Annotated in this window: 13 protein-coding genes; 9 read left to right on the forward strand and 4 right to left on the reverse strand. The window is 57.7% G+C overall.

Annotated elements, in window-relative coordinates:
• Positions 1 to 34 precede the first annotated feature (34 nt).
• The 8 genes from sS8_RS11195 (at position 35) to sS8_RS11230 (ending at position 10,899) form a co-directional block, all read left to right on the forward strand.
• The gene (locus sS8_RS11195; RefSeq protein ID WP_232020604.1) at positions 35 to 1,225 is read left to right on the forward strand and encodes a YncE family protein; all 1,191 of its coding nucleotides are present in this window, start codon (positions 35 to 37) and stop codon (positions 1,223 to 1,225) included.
• 306 nt (positions 1,226 to 1,531) lie between these two features.
• Positions 1,532 to 1,951 (forward strand): hypothetical protein, encoded by a 420-nt coding sequence (locus sS8_RS27655; protein ID WP_145986501.1) that lies wholly within the window; start codon positions 1,532 to 1,534, stop codon positions 1,949 to 1,951.
• 933 nt (positions 1,952 to 2,884) lie between these two features.
• Complete coding sequence (rapA, locus tag sS8_RS11210) at positions 2,885 to 5,740, forward strand: RNA polymerase-associated protein RapA (RefSeq protein WP_119629717.1); 2,856 nt, start codon at positions 2,885 to 2,887, stop codon at positions 5,738 to 5,740.
• A gap of 370 nt (positions 5,741 to 6,110) precedes the next feature.
• The gene (locus tag sS8_RS11215; protein WP_119629718.1) at positions 6,111 to 6,788 is read left to right on the forward strand and encodes an LOG family protein; all 678 of its coding nucleotides are present in this window, start codon (positions 6,111 to 6,113) and stop codon (positions 6,786 to 6,788) included.
• Between the two features lie 10 nt (positions 6,789 to 6,798).
• On the forward strand, positions 6,799 to 6,930 hold the full coding sequence (locus sS8_RS29550; RefSeq protein ID WP_269461499.1) for a hypothetical protein: 132 nt from the start codon (positions 6,799 to 6,801) through the stop codon (positions 6,928 to 6,930).
• 373 nt (positions 6,931 to 7,303) lie between these two features.
• A complete protein-coding gene (locus sS8_RS11220; protein ID WP_119629719.1) occupies positions 7,304 to 8,221 on the forward strand; it encodes an NAD(P)-dependent methylenetetrahydromethanopterin dehydrogenase in 918 nt (305 codons plus the stop codon).
• Positions 8,222 to 8,452: 231 nt separating this feature from the next.
• On the forward strand, positions 8,453 to 9,358 hold the full coding sequence (locus sS8_RS11225; protein ID WP_119629720.1) for an NAD(P)-dependent methylenetetrahydromethanopterin dehydrogenase: 906 nt from the start codon (positions 8,453 to 8,455) through the stop codon (positions 9,356 to 9,358).
• Between the two features lie 278 nt (positions 9,359 to 9,636).
• Entirely contained in the window at positions 9,637 to 10,899 is a 1,263-nt protein-coding gene (locus sS8_RS11230; protein ID WP_119629721.1) for an alpha-amylase family glycosyl hydrolase, read from the forward strand.
• Between the two features lie 252 nt (positions 10,900 to 11,151).
• Here sS8_RS11230 and sS8_RS11235 read toward each other — a convergent pair whose 3' ends face one another.
• Positions 11,152 to 11,466 carry a hypothetical protein gene (locus tag sS8_RS11235; protein WP_145986502.1) on the reverse strand — a complete coding sequence of 105 codons (315 nt, stop codon included), beginning with the start codon at positions 11,464 to 11,466 and terminating at the stop codon, positions 11,152 to 11,154.
• A 175-nt stretch (positions 11,467 to 11,641) separates the two neighbouring features.
• Here sS8_RS11235 and glgA point away from each other — a divergent pair, with 175 nt between their 5' ends.
• Complete coding sequence (gene glgA / locus sS8_RS11240) at positions 11,642 to 13,345, forward strand: glycogen synthase GlgA (RefSeq protein WP_232020605.1); 1,704 nt, start codon at positions 11,642 to 11,644, stop codon at positions 13,343 to 13,345.
• A 32-nt stretch (positions 13,346 to 13,377) separates the two neighbouring features.
• Here the strand turns inward: glgA and argA are convergent, their stop codons facing one another.
• The 3 genes from argA to sS8_RS11255 form a co-directional block, all read right to left on the reverse strand.
• On the reverse strand, positions 13,378 to 14,718 hold the full coding sequence (gene argA / locus sS8_RS11245) for an amino-acid N-acetyltransferase (RefSeq protein WP_119629723.1): 1,341 nt from the start codon (positions 14,716 to 14,718) through the stop codon (positions 13,378 to 13,380).
• Positions 14,719 to 14,725: 7 nt separating this feature from the next.
• Positions 14,726 to 15,892 carry an acetylornithine deacetylase gene (argE, locus tag sS8_RS11250; RefSeq protein ID WP_119629724.1) on the reverse strand — a complete coding sequence of 389 codons (1,167 nt, stop codon included), beginning with the start codon at positions 15,890 to 15,892 and terminating at the stop codon, positions 14,726 to 14,728.
• Between the two features lie 61 nt (positions 15,893 to 15,953).
• On the reverse strand, positions 15,954 to 16,253 hold the full coding sequence (locus sS8_RS11255) for a dihydroxy-acid dehydratase domain-containing protein (protein WP_331852287.1): 300 nt from the start codon (positions 16,251 to 16,253) through the stop codon (positions 15,954 to 15,956).
• Positions 16,254 to 16,304 lie beyond the last annotated feature (51 nt).

Genomic DNA, 16,304 nt, shown 5'->3' on the forward strand with positions numbered 1-16,304 from the left:
ATTTGTGTCCAAACTGAGAGAAAGGAGAACCGAGATGCTTAAAAGCATGAAATGCCATCCCTTCAGCCGGGCCTCTTTACGAGCATTGAGTTTGAGCGCCCTGAGCGTCTTGGTGCCGGCCACGGCAAGCGCTGAGCTGCTCGCCATGCTCAACTATGAAAGCAAGGTTGGGCAGCCGAATCGCAGAGAGGGTATTGCGGTCATCGATGTGGACCCGAACTCGCCCACATTCAACCAGATTGTCAAAGACACGCCCTTGCCCCCGGATTTCGTGGCGCATCATATCTATTACAACAAAGACGTAACCAAGGCTTATGTCACGTCCCTCGGACATACCGAGCTCTATGTTTACGACCTCTCGAAGTTCCCCGACGAAAAGACCGTCGTATCCGTCCCGGATTGCAAGGTGGGCGAGGACATAACGTTCTCGGACGATCGCAAGCACTGGTATCTCAGCTGCATGGGGTCCAACAATGTCATCGTCGGCGATGCCCGGTCGGATAAGCCGATTGTAACGATCGGGAACGACGGATCCAGCGACAAGTTCATAAAGTATCCCCACGGTGTGATGCTCAACGACGACCTCGACCGCATCTTCGTGACAAGCACGGTCAACCCCGATGATCTGAACGACGCCGGCGAGACGGTCTCCGTCATACAAGCGTCGACCCGAAAAATTCTGTCGACCCACAAACTCTCGAATAAACCCTCGCCTTCCGGGGAAGCGCCGGTCGAAATTGCTTTCATCCCACATCGCAAGCCCCAGATAGCCTACATAAACAACTTGTACGGCGGAGCGCTGTGGACCGCCACCTGGCGTCCGGAGAGCGAGGACTTCACTTTCCGGAAGGTATTCGATTTTGCGGAAACAGGCCAAAGTCTCCCGCTGGAAATGGGCTTCAACGAAGCAGTCGATCGCCTCTATATCACGACAGCCAAGCCCGGCGCGTTCAACATCTTCGACATCGAAGATCCTTACACGCCGAAACTGCTGTCGACGATCCCGACTGCGGGCGGCGCGCATCACTTCGTGCTCTCGCCCGATCATCGCCACGCCATCGTTCAGAATAGCTTCATCAATTTGCCGGAGATGGACGACGGTTCGGTGAGCGTAATCGACTTGCACCAGAACAAGGTGGTCGCGACGGTCGACGTCCTCAAGAAGGCCGGTCTGATCCCGAACTGCATCATCGCGATGCCGAATTGGTATAAGAGCGATCACTGAGACGAATGCGGCCAAACCCCTTGCGAATCGCCGATTGCGGGGACCATGACCGCTAAGCAGACGCGGACGTCCGTACGAAGTTCAACCGGGAGAGCCCTGGGTTCTCCCCGTCCCCTACGGGTAGGCGAGGCGAGGCGGAAAGCCGGGTTTCCCGGCATCTCGCCTTCGGCGGGCATTGGCAAGACCGTCGTAATCAGCCGCGTAGGATGGGCAAAGGCCGACCGGCCGTGCCCATCAGTCGGGAAGATGGGCACGCTACACTTTGCTAGAACGCAGCTATTCATACGAGAGGCTGAGCCCTTCAACTTGAAGTACCGCAAATCGGACATTGCCGGGCGCTTTCACGGCGGAGTGTTCACAAATTATGCGTCGATGGGAGGGCGTCACGCATCGGTGGGCACACGACGTAGCCTCAAGTGGGCGGGCCGCATCACCAACTTTACAATCGCGAGCCTCGGCGCCGCAATTCAGGCAGTGGTCGCCAAATTGAAAAGCGAAGACGACATTCTCAACGCTATCATCACGGGCAAAGCTGATCCGGTTCCAGCCGGATATCGAAATCTTGCGAAGGCGTCGCCTGATACGGCAACGGACGAACTTGAGCATCTGGTTTTCGGGGAGGTCTATGGTGTTGATGCTTTAAATCGGGTGTCCCCAGGCCCTGTGCCCCTCAGGGAGTTCTGTGCCCGCCCCGAAAATGTCAACTTGAAGAACATTTGCGAGTAAACGGCGAGATTCCAGTGATGAAATTGCGTGAGACTGATTTCGTCCGCACGCTGCGGGCGTCTGTTGCGGATCTGCTCGACGAACTGCTGACATTCGTCACGTTCTTAGCAGCGCTCTTTGCTGGTCTTTATTTCGGTTCTTGGTTTGTCTTTGGGGCGATACTAATCGCGGGCTTTCTGAGTGGCATACTGGTGAGACAGCTAGTCCTACGACAAAGATCGGGTTAACTCACGTACATGGGGTGTATTAGCTTTAACGTAATGCGCCGAATGCAACACCCTCATGCAGCGGAAAGGCATCCGGGTACTCCCCGGATGCCTGTTTGCAATTGGAACACGCGCGTACGCTATTTCACCCTACACTGAATTCATTCGAAGACATTCAAATCAAGTAAGACAAGCCGCCCCTTAACACCAACGCAGCCAGGTTAAGAACCCTCTCCCTCTTGGAGAAGGCAGAGTGAAGGGATCGAAAAAAGATGCGTTCGCCATAAAACCTTTTTCTATCCGCCGACGGAGTCGAGGACAGGAAAGATGAAAACTTCCCAGTCGAAATCCTCCTCACGCCGCCCCAATGTGGCCGACTGTCCTGTCCGTCCTCTGCGGGCGAGACTCGCTCGGCCAAACCCGTTCCCGGCGGATTCGTCCCCCGAGGAGGGAGCGATCACGGTATCGCAAACCTGACGGCGTTGCCCATACGCTGCTTCCATTCACCATCTCCGAAAGGGCCCCTGCCCGACCGGAATGTCATTTCCTCATTCACGCACATCAATTCGGGTTTCAATCATCCAACTCCGACACCTGACCGAAACTTGGACCGCCATTCCCGCTCATATTTGAGTTGAAGTCGGCCACCGTGGCCGACCATTTCCGGCAGCCCTGTTACAATCCTATTTATTGTCTATTGTCATTCCATGATTAAGCTTGAGGAGAAATGACATTGCCGACTTTCGTTCCCGGACAGCGCTGGATTAGCGAGACCGAGCCCGAATTGGGCTTGGGCATCGTGTTGAACGTCGAAAACAATCGCGTGACACTGTTATTCATCGCCAGTAGCGAACGCCGCACCTATGCCGTCAACAACTCTCCGCTGACGCGGGTGAGGTTTTCCAAGGGCGATTCGATCGAAAGCGCGGATGGCTGGAAACTGAAAGTTACGGAAGTTCGGGAACATAACGGCCTCATCACCTACGAAGGCCTGGCCGATGACGGAACCCCCAGGGCGCTGGAGGAAGTCGATCTCAACCATTTCATGCAGTTCAACAAGCCGCAGGATCGGCTGTTCACCGGCCATCTGGATCCTTCGGGCCTGTTTCGGCTGCGCTATGAAACCCTGCGAAGAATCGGACAGCTCGAACAATCCCCGGTGCGAGGACTGGTCGGCGGACGCACCAGCATCATTCCGCACCAGATCTACATCGCTCATGAAATCGCTCACCGCCAGGCTCCGCGCGTGTTGCTGGCCGACGAAGTCGGGCTGGGCAAAACCATCGAAGCCGGACTGATCATCCACCATCAGCTTTTGACCGGACGCGTCGAACGCATCCTCATCATCGTGCCGGAACCCTTGTTGCACCAATGGCTGGTGGAAATGCTGAGACGCTTCAATCTGCGGTTCGCCCTGTTCGACGAGGAGCGTTTCTGGCAAGTCGAAGACGCCAATCCTTTCTTGAGCGAACAACTGGTGCTGTGCAGTCTGGATTTTTTCATGGATGACGACGAACGCCAGGAAGCCGCGCTCGCCGCCGGCTGGGACATGTGCGTGGTGGACGAGGCGCACCACCTGCAGTGGTCGGAACAAAACGCGAGCCCGGAGTATTTGTTCGTCGAGCAATTAGGCAGAGCCGTGCCCAGCCTCCTGCTCTTGACGGCAACCCCGGAACAGCTCGGCAAGCGCAGCCATTTCGCCCGACTGCGCCTGCTCGACCCGGACCGCTTCTACAGCTATGACCGGTTCCAGCTCGAGGAAATGCAGTACGAGTCGCTGGCCGATGTGATCAACCATCTGCTGGACGATCCGGAACTCGACCGCGAGACCTTGAGCCAACTGAAAACCCTGCTCTCGCAGGATTTGGCGGACGATTTGCTGGAAAGGCTCGGCGATCCGGAACGCGCGGAGAGCGCACGCGGCGAGTTGATTCAGCTCCTCCTGGACCGTCACGGCACGGGGCGGGTTCTGTTCCGCAATACCCGGACCACGGTCAAAGGCTTTCCGGGGCGGGAACTTTTCGCATATCCCCTGCCGCTGCCCGAGGCCTACCGTCGCCTGCTGGACGAAACCCAACCCCGGATCGAAGACCTTTTGCACCCGGAAACCCTGTATGCCCGGAATTGTACCGATGCCGAAGAGTGGTGGCGCGTGGACAGCCGCGTGGAGTGGCTGGCCGAAACCATCAAGGGACTCAAGTCGGCCAAGGTGTTGGTGATCTGCGCAAAGACCAGGACCGCCATCGATCTGGAAGAGGCGCTTCGGGTCCGGGGCGTGCGCGCAGCGGTGTTCCACGAGCAGATGAGCATCGTGGCGCGCGACCGGGCGGCTGCCTGGTTCGCCGACGTCGAAAACGGCGCTCAGGCGCTGGTATGCTCGGAAATCGGCAGCGAAGGGCGCAATTTCCAATTCGCCCATCATCTGGTGATGTTCGATTTGCCGCTCAACCCCGACCTGCTGGAACAGCGAATCGGCCGCCTCGACCGCATCGGGCAGTCGGAAACCATCCGTATTCACGTCGCTTATTTCGAGGACAGCCCCCAAAGCGTCCTCTTCCGCTGGTATGACCAGGGTCTGAACGCCTTCAGCCAGCCCAGCCCGGCGGGACTCGCGGTGTTCGGCCGACTCGGAAGCGAACTTGCCGGATTGTTGCGGGCGCCCGATTCGGACGGTGAAACCCGGCTGGTGGAACGGGCGCGGAAGCTGGCGGATGCAATACAGGAGGAATTGCACCAGGGCCGGGACCGGTTGCTGGAGCTGAATTCCTGCCGCAAGGAGGCCGCACACCGGCTGGTCCGGTTCATCGAAGAAATCGACCGCGAGGACAGCCTCTGGCCCTATCTGGAAGACGTGTTCGACGCATACGGGGTGGCAGTCGAGGAACATTCGGATCATTGCTATATCCTCCGGCCCGGCGAGCACATGCGTACCCAGTTCCCCGAATTGCCCGAAGACGGCGTGACGGTCACGCTGGACCGGGGCATCGGCCTGACGCGAGAGGACATGCTGTTCCTGACCTGGGAACACCCCATGGTGCGCGGCGCGATGGATCTCATTCTGAACAGCGAGCACGGCAATGCCGCATTGAGCCTGGTCCGGCATCCGGAACTGCCGGCCGGCCAACTGCTGCTCGAGGTAATCTATCTGCTCGAATGCACCGCACCGAAACGCTTGCATATCGGCCGATTCTTCCCGCCTACCGTGCTGCGCTTCCTGTTCGACCAGGACGGCAACGATCTCAGCGCCCTACCCTTGGAAAGCCTGGCCGAACAACCCCAGCAGTTCGATCGCGAACATGCGCTGGCACTGGTCCGGAGCAAGCAAAAGCTCATTAACCGTTTAATCGTAAGTGCAGAAAAGAAAGCGCGTGCGCAAATGCCCGGCATCATCGGCGACAGCGCGAAACGGATGCTCGACGCGATGACGACGGAACTCAAACGCCTCGCGGCCCTGCGGCGCGTCAATCCGAACGTGCGCCAGGAAGAGTTGGATCAGCTCAAGGAAAACGCCATCGAGATGAACAATTGCATCCAGGGGGCGCATCTGCGTTTGGATTCGGTCCGGCTGGTCATCACTGTGTAATCGGGCGCGCGGGAAGCGTCGCGAGTAGCCCGAGGGCGAGACGCCCGGCACGCAAGACCCGGCATGTAGACGGAGACCATGAAGCGTGCTCGCCGCGCTCTGAACGGCTCGGGCGGCGTAGTCGCTTCCCGCACTCCCTCCAAGTTTCCGGACTAAGTGCATTCCATAAATTCGTGCGTAACGAGACTGCCGACCTACAAATATTTGAATCGATTTACCTTAGCCGACGGCGCCAACGACTTCCACCAAGACAGTCATACCGTATGAGCGAGATGAAAACGCGCTAGATTCCGGTTCCGCGGCTCCCCTGAAATTTCGCTATTAGCTGCCATACTTTAAGACTACCCCATTTCAATTCCAGGACAGGTATATGATCGAAGATCTCAAAGGCAGCGAGTCATGGCGGATGTTCAGAATCATCAGCGAATTCACCGAAGGCTTCGACAAGCTTTCCGAAATTCGCTTCGCCATTTCGATTTTCGGTTCCACCCGCATCAAGCCGAGCAGTCCGTACTACCAGGCTGCGCAAACCGTCGCCGAGGTACTCGCCAGTCACGGCTATGCGATCATCAGTGGCGGCGGGGCCGGCGTTTTGGAGGCCGCCAATAAAGGCGCCCATATCAAGAAACAGCGCTCGATCGGACTCAATATCGCCGGCGAAGAGAAACCGAATGCTTATCAAAACCTCAGGCTGGAGTTCCGCTATTTCTTCGTGCGTAAACTCATGTTCGTGAAACATTCCATGGGCTATGTCTGCTTCCCCGGTGGATTCAACACGTTGGACGAGCTCTTCGAAGCCCTCAGCCTGATGCAAACGCACAAAATCCATCCGGTACCGCTGATTTTGTTCGGATCGGATTATTGGAAAGGACTGACCGATTGGATCGAAAACACAGTCCTTACCAATCAACTGATCGATAAAGCCGATTTAGCGCATATCTCGGTCACGGACGATCCTCTCGAAGTCGTCGACATCATGAACAAACACCGCGAATGGAAGCTCAAGAAAATCGTGGAGGCAACATCCACCGACGCTTCGGAAAGGTGACGCCAGTGCCGTGAGCGTTCTGACCGGCCGGACCCTGGAGCCGGAACGGCACAGGCTGGCCAATAAGCTGAAAACCCGAAATCGCCCACAGGTTCTCGTGCAGGTCTGCCCGGCCTCGCGCAGGCTACTGTATCCCAATTGACCGGTCGGCGCATTTCCAAAGTTCCGGGCAAAAATCCTTGGCGGAACACGCGATCACAGTGGAACCCGGAGAAAGAGATTGGGAAAACGGGCGGCCGGAATTATAGCTTGCCAGGGCGTTACAGCCCATTTTTGCCACGCCATCGTCGCGAATAAACGTCCTGCACGCGCAACCATGTACCGACTCCCTCACACACTGCGGCACCCGCACTGCTTCTGAAAACACGCTCCGGCCGGTCTGGTGTCTCTTCCTTCGACTACGGTTTCCCGAAGACTGAACTGTGTTATGCTGGCGCGGCTTATCCGCGCCCGTCTCCACGAGACATTTAATCCGAACTTTTGTCTGCACCAAAACAATTACTGAGGACTCACGCATGGAAAAACCGTTCATCCTGCATATGTTCACCCCGGAAAAGAACCTCAGCCCGTTCGACGTCAATATGGCTTTGGACGCCGGCTGGATTTCCGCGATTCCGTATCTCAATATCGAGCTGGGTGAAGTGACCGCCCTGGTGCAAGATGCGATTTTTTCCAGAAGTCCGAGCGGCGTGAAACGGACCGGCATTTTCATCGGGGGCCGGGATGTGAAATTGGCCATGGACATGCTCCGCACCGCCAGGGCGGCCATGGTTCCACCCTTCGTAATCTCCGTATTTGCCGATCCGAGCGGAGCTTTTACAACGGCTGCCGCCATGGTCGCCATGGTGGAACGGGAACTCGAAAAGCGCCATCAGACCGGCTTGGAGGGCAAGAACGTACTCGCTCTGGGAGGCACCGGACCGGTCGGGCAGATCGCCGCGGTGTTGGCGGCCAAAGCCGGAGCCAATGTAAAAATAATCGGTCGCCAACTGGAAAGATCCCAGAAGATCGCGGAGCTGTGCAATGCCGAATTCGGTAACGGCGAGACCAAAATTCAAGGCGACGCCGATGCCAATAAACCGGACCTGATCAAGACCGCGGACGTCGTATTCGCCACCGCCGCGGCCGGAATCGAAGTGCTGAGCGCGGAATTGGTCGCCTCGGCGCCGCAGCTGAAAGTCGCGGCCGATGTCAATGCGGTTCCTCCCTCGGGAATCGCAGGTCTCGATGCTCACCACAAAGGCACGGAAATCGTGGGCTCAAAGAGCGGCGCGGTCGGCGTGGGAGCCTTGGCTATCGGCAACGTCAAATACCAGACACAGCATAAACTCCTGAATAGAATGCGTTTTCAGCTCCGGCAAGCGGACAAGCCGGTATTCCTCGATTACAACGACGCATTCGAAGTGGCGCGCGAATACGCCAAGAAGCTTTAAGGTGCACTAATTACCTTAAAATCATTGAGTTACGGCTTCCGGGGTGAACTGATGGCGCCAGAGCCGACCGGCCATTGCCACCGCCGGACATTTCCTCCCGGCCGGAAATCAGCACGAAACTTGGAGCCCCGAGAGGAAACGTCGCCGATCCCGGCTTTTCCCTGACAAAGACCAACTACGAATAGCCTCCGGCTAAATACTGTTTTATTAAGAAAATAGAGAAATCAAGACATGTCCAAGCGCAGTGTTCTATACATGCTCGATCCGATGCCGCATAACAGCCCGTTCGACATCAATATGGCGGTCGATGCCGATTTCGAGGTAATTATTCCGCTTAATAGCGTGAAGCTGGAGGAAATCAACGGCCTGACTCAGGACGCCATCTTTTCGCGCGGGCCGGAAGGCGTGAAAAAGACGGGTATGTTCATCGGCGGACGCGATATCGATTTGGCCGTGAAGATGCTTGAGGCTGCCCGGCAGGCGATGGTGCCGCCATTCCAGTTTTCCGTGCTGGCAGACCCCAGCGGCGGCTATACCACGGCGGCGGCCCTGGTTGCAGTCGCTGAAAAACAGCTCAAGGAAAAACACGGCATGGAATTGGAAGGGTGTAATGCCGTGGTGTTCGGCGGTACCGGACCGGTCGGTATCGCCACCGGGGTTATCGCCGCTTTATGCGGCGCGGAAACGACTATCGTCGATCACGCTTCGCTGGACAACGCTCTGGAAAAAGCCGATACCTACGGACGACTGTTCGAAACCCGGCTGGACGGCACGTGCGCGGCATCGGAAGCCGACAAGGCACATTTGCTGCATAAGGCGGACATCGTGTTCTGCACAGCCAAGGCCGGGGTTCAGGTTCTGAAAGCCAGCACCTTGGCGGAGGCGCATCAACTCAAGGTTGCAGCCGATGTAAATGCGGTTCCGCCTTTGGGGATCGAGGGCGTTAAGCGTGCCGACCTAGGTGTTCCACTAAAGCACGCGGTCAATTCGCCCGGCGCCGTCGGTATCGGTGCATTGGCGGTCGGCGACTACAAGTACAAGCTTCAGCAGCATTTGCTCCGATCTCTCCTGACCCAGAAGGAACCCGTTTTTTACGATTTCCGAGAGGCATTCAAGATCGTCCGCACCATGGTCTGACGCTGAATCTTCCCGTCCATACCCAAATCGGGCAAGACAGGAACAGGGATGCCCATCGGCACCCCTGTTCCTGCAAGATGCCTGGATCCATCGATTGAGCTACGATGCGCGTTGACACCTTTCTCGCCGCTCGGCAATCGCCATTCGAGGACCCCGGCGGACCAGCTTCCGGGAAGAAGAGATGAACCCGGCCGTATTCGTAACGGTCTATTTGATTGGGTACGGCACCGTTTCCCGGCCAGCCACCTTATTTCACGCCGATTGACTCTCCGAGGCTCATGAAAATTTACAACCTGTTCCCGCGGCTCGCGGGTCCTTTTCACCGTTGGCAGCCGCATCTGGAAAGAGCGGCGGACATGGGGTTCGACTGGATCTTCGTCAATCCCGTGCAAAAGCTCGGACGTTCCCGCAGCCTTTATTCGATCAAGGACTATTTTCAAATCGACTCGTGGCTGTTGAAACCCCGCTCGCCCAAATCTCCCGAGGACCAGCTACGCGCGGTCGTCAGTTGCGCCGAAGGCCTCGGGCTCGGCATGATCGTCGACCTGGTGATCAATCATTGCGCCTACGACTCTCCATTGCTCAAACAGCATCCCGAGTGGTTCGTCAAGCAAGGCCGGCGCATCGCCCACCCGTACTGTCTGCACGAAGGCGAGAAAGTCGTCTGGCGTGATCTTGCCCAATTCGATCATCAGCATACCTCGGACCCGGAAGGCCTTTACCGGTATTGCCGCGAAATCGTCGAGTACCTGCTCGGCCTGGGCTTCAAAGGATTACGCTGCGATGCGGCGTATCAGCTCCCCGGGCGTTTCTGGGCGCGGCTCATCGAAGAAACCAAACGGACCCATCCGGAGACCGTATTCCTTGCGGAAACCCTGGGTTGCAGTGCCGAGCAGACCCGGGAAACCGCGCAAGCCGGTTTCGACTTTATCTTCAATAGCTCGAAATGGTGGGATTTTTCGAATCCGTGGCTGTTGGACCAGTATCGGCTCACGCGCGAAATCGTACCGTCCATCAGCTTCCCCGAGAGCCACGATACCGTGCGTGCTTTCGCGGAGTTCAACCGGAATGTCGACGCGGTAAGACAGCGTTATTTCTTCACAGCGCTGTTTTCCGCCGGCGTGATGATACCCATGGGCTTCGAATTCGGTTTCCAGAAGCCGTTGCATGTGGTCGAAACCACGCCAGACGACTGGGAAAACACGGATATCGATTTGACCGGCTATATCAAGCAAATCAACCGGATCAAAAGCGTCCATCCGGTATTCGATGAGGAAAGCGCCACCCAGGTGCTCGAACATGCCAATCCCGAGATCCTGCTGATGCGGAAATCCGCAAACCGCGAGCGCAACGAGGCTTTGATCATACTGAATAAAGATCCTTGGAACCGGCAGAACTTTTTCGCCGACAATCTTTACCATCTTGTCCAAAGCGAACCGCCGCTGCTCGACGTCTCGCCGGAATGGCCCCTGGACTACTTGCCTACGCCATTCCAGTTCGAGTTGACGCCGGGCATGGGACGGATACTCGTGACACAATAACGAGCCGCCCCATCACGACACATGTTTGTCGACCGGCGAAAACGCCGCCCGAACCGATTTACGCCGGTCTGCCATGCAATACGCCATGTTCGTCATATTCGATGTCCCGGCGCATGGATCATCCGATAAATTGGCTAATTTCCGACCTGAACTCACATGGCGTTTTTTTCGAAACATTGGATCGCTTAAACTAGCCTCGTCGAGTTCATGTTAAGCAACCGGACGCAAGCTCATGACGCAGAAGCTCCCGCCTCAAGAGAAAAAAACAACACCCGCCAAGTCGAAAAAGAAGGGAAATACTGAAAAAGCCGCAAAAACACCGGCAGCAGTAAAGAAATCCGGCGCCAAGGCTGCCGACTCCAAAGCTTCGAATGTACGCTCCCGCTCCGAAACCACGGCAGCTCGGGCGAAGCCGACCGCCAGGTCCAAGGCAGAGGCGTCCGCAAAAACTGTTCGAAACAAACCGGAAAAGCAGAGCGTTGCGGACACAGTGACGGCGGAAACTCCCCCCGCAAACATCCCGCCCCAATTTTCAGGAGAAAAGCCAGAAACCGTCCAACCGGACATGGCTCCGTCCGACACGGAATTCGCCGGTTCGAGTCAAACACAGCCGACCGTAACCGTTTCCAGCGAACCGCCCTCGGAGCCGACCGAAACCGAAGCATCGCCACGATATTTTGAGGAATCCGCGGGCAGCGACGAAACAGTTTCCGCACCGGATGCAGCCCCGGAGGTTTCGCCTATGGTGGAGCCGAAGTTCGCCGAAACCCCGGAGCCACTCGAGCAAACACCTTCTAAGGCACCCGAACCCCTGCCCGAGCCCGTAATGGAAAACACGGAGTCTCTGGAAGCAGTGCCCACGCCCGAGCCGGAATCCGTCCCGGCGGAACCGGAACCGCAGGTCATGGATCGGGCTCCGGTCCAACCCGAGCGGGACCAGCCGCCACAACACCCTGTTTCGAGCATTCCATCGATGTTTATCGTGCAAATCACCCCGGAACTCGCACCGGTCGCCAAGGTCGGCGGCCTTGCCGATGTCGTGTTCGGGATCAGCAACGAACTGGAAATCCGCGGCAATCACGTCGAGATCATCCTGCCGAAGTACGATTGCCTGCGTTACGACCATATCTGGGGCCTTTGCGAAACCTATAAGGATTTGTGGGTACCCTGGTACGGCGGCGCCATTCATTGCACCGTCTATTTCGGTTTCGTGCACGGCCGCAAATGCTTCTTCATCGAACCGCATTCCAGCGACAATTTCTTCAGCCGCGGCTGTATCTACGGCTTCAACGACGACGTGCTACGCTTCGCCTTCTTTACCCGTGCGGCCATGGAGTTTCTCTGGAAATCCGGCAAGAATCCCGAAATCATCCATTGCCACGACTGGCAGACGGCTCTGGCCCCGGTATTTTTGTTCGAGATCTACAAGTTCCTGGGCATGACCCATCCACGGGTGTGCTTTACCATCCACAATTTCAAGCATCAAGGCGTAACCGGCGCGCAAGTACTCCAGGCGACCGGCCTCAACCGGCCCGAGTACTATTTTCATTACGACCGCCTGCGCGACAACTTCAATCCGCATGCGCTCAACCTGATGAAAGCCGGTGTGGTGTATTCCAATTTCGTCACGACCGTTTCCCCGCGCCACGCCAGCGAGGCCAAGGATCAGGGGCAGGGCTTCGGGCTGGAACCCACGCTGCATATTCACCATGTCAAATACGGCGGTGTCGTCAATGGCATCGACTACAACATGTGGAACCCGGAAATCGACCATCACATCCCGCACCGCTACGGGGTCGACCATATCGACGAAAAATACAAGAACAAGAAGGCGCTGCGGGGCCGCTTGATGATCGCCGACAATGAAAAACCCATCGTCGCTTTCGTCGGCCGCCTCGACCCTCAAAAGGGTCTGGAACTCATCCGCCACGCCATCTTTTATACTCTTTACCGGCGCGGCCAGTTCGTGCTGCTCGGTTCCAGCCCGAACGGACAGATCAACAGCTATTTTTGGAGCCTCAAGCATCAGCTGAACGACAACCCCGATTGCCACATCGAAATCGGTTTCAACGAAGAACTGTCTCACCTCATCTATGCCGGCGCCGACATCATGCTGGTGCCCAGCCAGTTCGAACCCTGCGGCCTGACCCAGCTGATCGCCATGCGTTACGGCACCATACCCGTGGTGCGCGAGGTCGGCGGCCTGGCCGACACGGTATTCGACAAGGATTATTCCTACAAGCCGCTGCACGAACGCAACGGCTATGTCTTCAAGGATTACGACTACAGCGGGCTGGAATCGGCGCTAGGCCGGGCGCTGAGCTGTTATTACGACTATCCCGAGCACTTCCGGGAACTGATGAAAAACGCCATGCGCTACGATTACTCGTGGAAGAATCCGGGGCAGGATTACCTCAATATCTACGACCTGATCCGCGAGAAATAAGCCGGGGCGGGAAACGTCCGAACGGCCTGATCTCAGCCTTGCGGATGCTTGAGTGGTTTGATCAGAACCTTGGAGCCGCGCTGGGCGTTATAAGATGCCCGGCGAGCCTTGGGCAAGTCGTCGGTAGTCGCCGGCTCGAAGCCGCGCTCCCGGAACCAGTGCGAGGTTTGGGTGGTCAGCACGAACAGCCGTTCCGCGTGCAGGGTACGCGCCTTGGCTTCCAGATACTCGAGCAGACGCTCGCCCCGCTTTCCGCCGCGATAGTCGTTGTGTAGCGCGAGGCAGGCCAATTCGCCCATCCGTTCTTCTTTAAAGACGTGGAGGGCGGCGCAGCCGATGATGAGCCCGTCCCGTTCTATCACCACGAAATCGCCGATATCGGTTTCCAGGCGTTCGCGGGAACGCGGGACCAGGATGCCGGCTTGTTCCAGCGGCGCGATCAGATCCAGCACTCCCGTAACGTCCTGCACCTGAGCCGGACGCATGGTTTCGAATGGCGTCCGGCTGATGAGCGTCCCGATACCGTCCCGGGTGAACAATTCCAGCAACACGGCGCCGTCGATGCGGCGATTGATCAGATGGGCGCGCTGCACGCCCTCGCGACAGGCCCTGACGGCGGCCTTAAGATGCGGGATGAGCTCCTCGCTGGTTAATGCACCCTCATCTTTCAGCAAAGCTTCGGCCTCTCCGGTCGTAAGCTGGCGGATGAGCTTGCCGTCCGAACCGTTATTGCAGTCCTGTTCGGTCAACAGCACCAGTTTGTCGGCCCGAAGAGCGATCGCGGCGGCAGTGGCCACCTGTTCCGCGCTGAGGTTGAAGACCTCGCCGGTAGGCGAATAACCGATCGCCGAAAGCAGCACGATGTCGCCCCGGTCCAGGGCGCCGCGTATCCCATCGACATCGATGCGCCTGACCTCGCCGGTATGCTGGAAATCCACGCCGTTCCGAACGCCCACCGGCTTGGCCGCAACGAAATTTCCCGAAGCCACCCGGATGCGCACGCCGGACATCGGCGAATTGGCGAGACCTTGCGACAGCAAGGCTTCGATTTCCACTCGAACGGTACCCGCGGCCTCCTTCACGCATTCGAGCGCGGTCTCGTCGGTGATGCGAAGTCCTTGATGATAACGCGCCTCGATGCCGTGAAATCTGAGGCGGGCATCGATCTGGGGGCGAATGCCATGCACCAGGACCAAGCGCACCCCGAGGCCGTTGAGCATGGCGAAATCGTGAATCGCATTGGGAAATCCACTGTCGGCAACGGCCTCGCCGCCGAACGACACGACGAAGGTTTTACCCCGGTGGGCGTGAATATAAGGCGACGAATCGCGAAACCAGCGAACGAAGCCTTCAGTGGAGGTCGACGAAAGCATTTCTCGTTCAGGTGGCGGGCCGAATACAGAATCGTTCGATTAGCCGGCTCAGGATTCCGGTCCCCGAGCGGATATGTTCGAGCGGAAGATATTCGTCGGGTTGATGGGCCTGTTCGATATGCCCAGGTCCCATGACGACGGTCTGTAATCCCAATTGCTTCAAGAAAGGCGCTTCGGTGCCGAAAGCAACGGCGCCGGAACTACAGCCGCTCAACGCCTCGCAGCAGCGGACGATTTCGCCGTCGGCGGCACTCTCGAACGGCGGCACCCCCTCGAAAACGCGGCGCACGTCCAGGGAAAGTCCCTGCACTCGGGCCAACACGGGTTCCAACCGCTGCACCAAGCGATCGTGCAACTCCTCCAGCGCCATTCCCGGCAACGGGCGAATGTCGATCTGGGTTTCACAGTGGCCGCAAATGCGATTGGGATTGTCTCCGCCGTGGATCGAACCGAGATTCAACGTCGGGTAATCCACCCTGAACGCAGGGTTGCGGTGCTGCGCCTTGAGCTCGTCGCGAAACGCCAGCAATTCCGAGAGTACGGCATGCATACCCTCGATGGCATTCGCCCCTAGCGACGGATCGCTGGAATGTCCGGATTTGCCTTTCACCACGATAGACTCGAGCATGATGCCCTTGTGCATGCGAATCGGCCTGAGGCCGGTCGGCTCTCCGATGACGGCGTATCGGCCGAGCTTGGCATGATCGGCCACCAGGGATTTCACGCCGGCCATCGAGCTTTCTTCGTCGGCCGTGGCCAGAATCATCAATGGATGCTTGAGCTTCTTGCCGTCGAGATGGCTTGCGGCCTCCAAGGCCAGCGCAAAAAAGGACTTCATGTCGGCACTGCCCAGGCCGTAAATGCGACCGTCCCTCTGGACGGCCTTAAAAGGGTCCGAGGACCATAGGTCAGGATCACAAGGAACCGTATCGGTATGACCGGACAGCACCAGGCCGGAGGGATCGTCGCGACTGCCGAGGCTTGCGATCAGATTGGCCTTGCGGTTTCCGACATCACGGACTTCGACCGAAAAGCCGAGACCGTCCAGCCACTCCGCCAGAAGATTGATGACCGGCAGATTGCTCTGGTCATAGCGGGAATCTGTGCAGCTGATCGAGGGACGCTCGATGAGCGCCCCTATCATTTCCAGCGTTTCCGGAATAGCCCGGGACACGGCCTTAAATACCCTCCAGATTCGAATTGGTTAGCGCGCCTTGGAAGGCGGAAGATAGAGCTTAGCATACTCGGCGAGCACCCCTTCGTATAGGGTGGCTTGGGCTGTTGCTTGAATGCGAGCCGCGAGGCAATCTCGTCTTCTCCGAGATGCAAGCTGATTTCACGGCGCTCGGCTCGATGCTTATCGTATCGCCGTCCCGTACGATTGCCAAAGGTCCGCCCACATGAGGCCCGCGGGTAATGTGGCCGACCACGAAACCATGAGTCCCGCCGCAGAAGCGCCCGTCGGTGATGAGCGTCACGTCGTTCGCCCATCTCTTGTCCATGACTGCGGAGGTCGGGGAAAGCATCTCACGCATGCCGGGGCCTCCTTCGGTCCTTCATAGCGGATGACGATCATATCCCCTTTT

Source organism: Methylocaldum marinum, from assembly GCF_003584645.1.
Taxonomy (GTDB): Bacteria; Pseudomonadota; Gammaproteobacteria; order Methylococcales; family Methylococcaceae; genus Methylocaldum; species Methylocaldum marinum.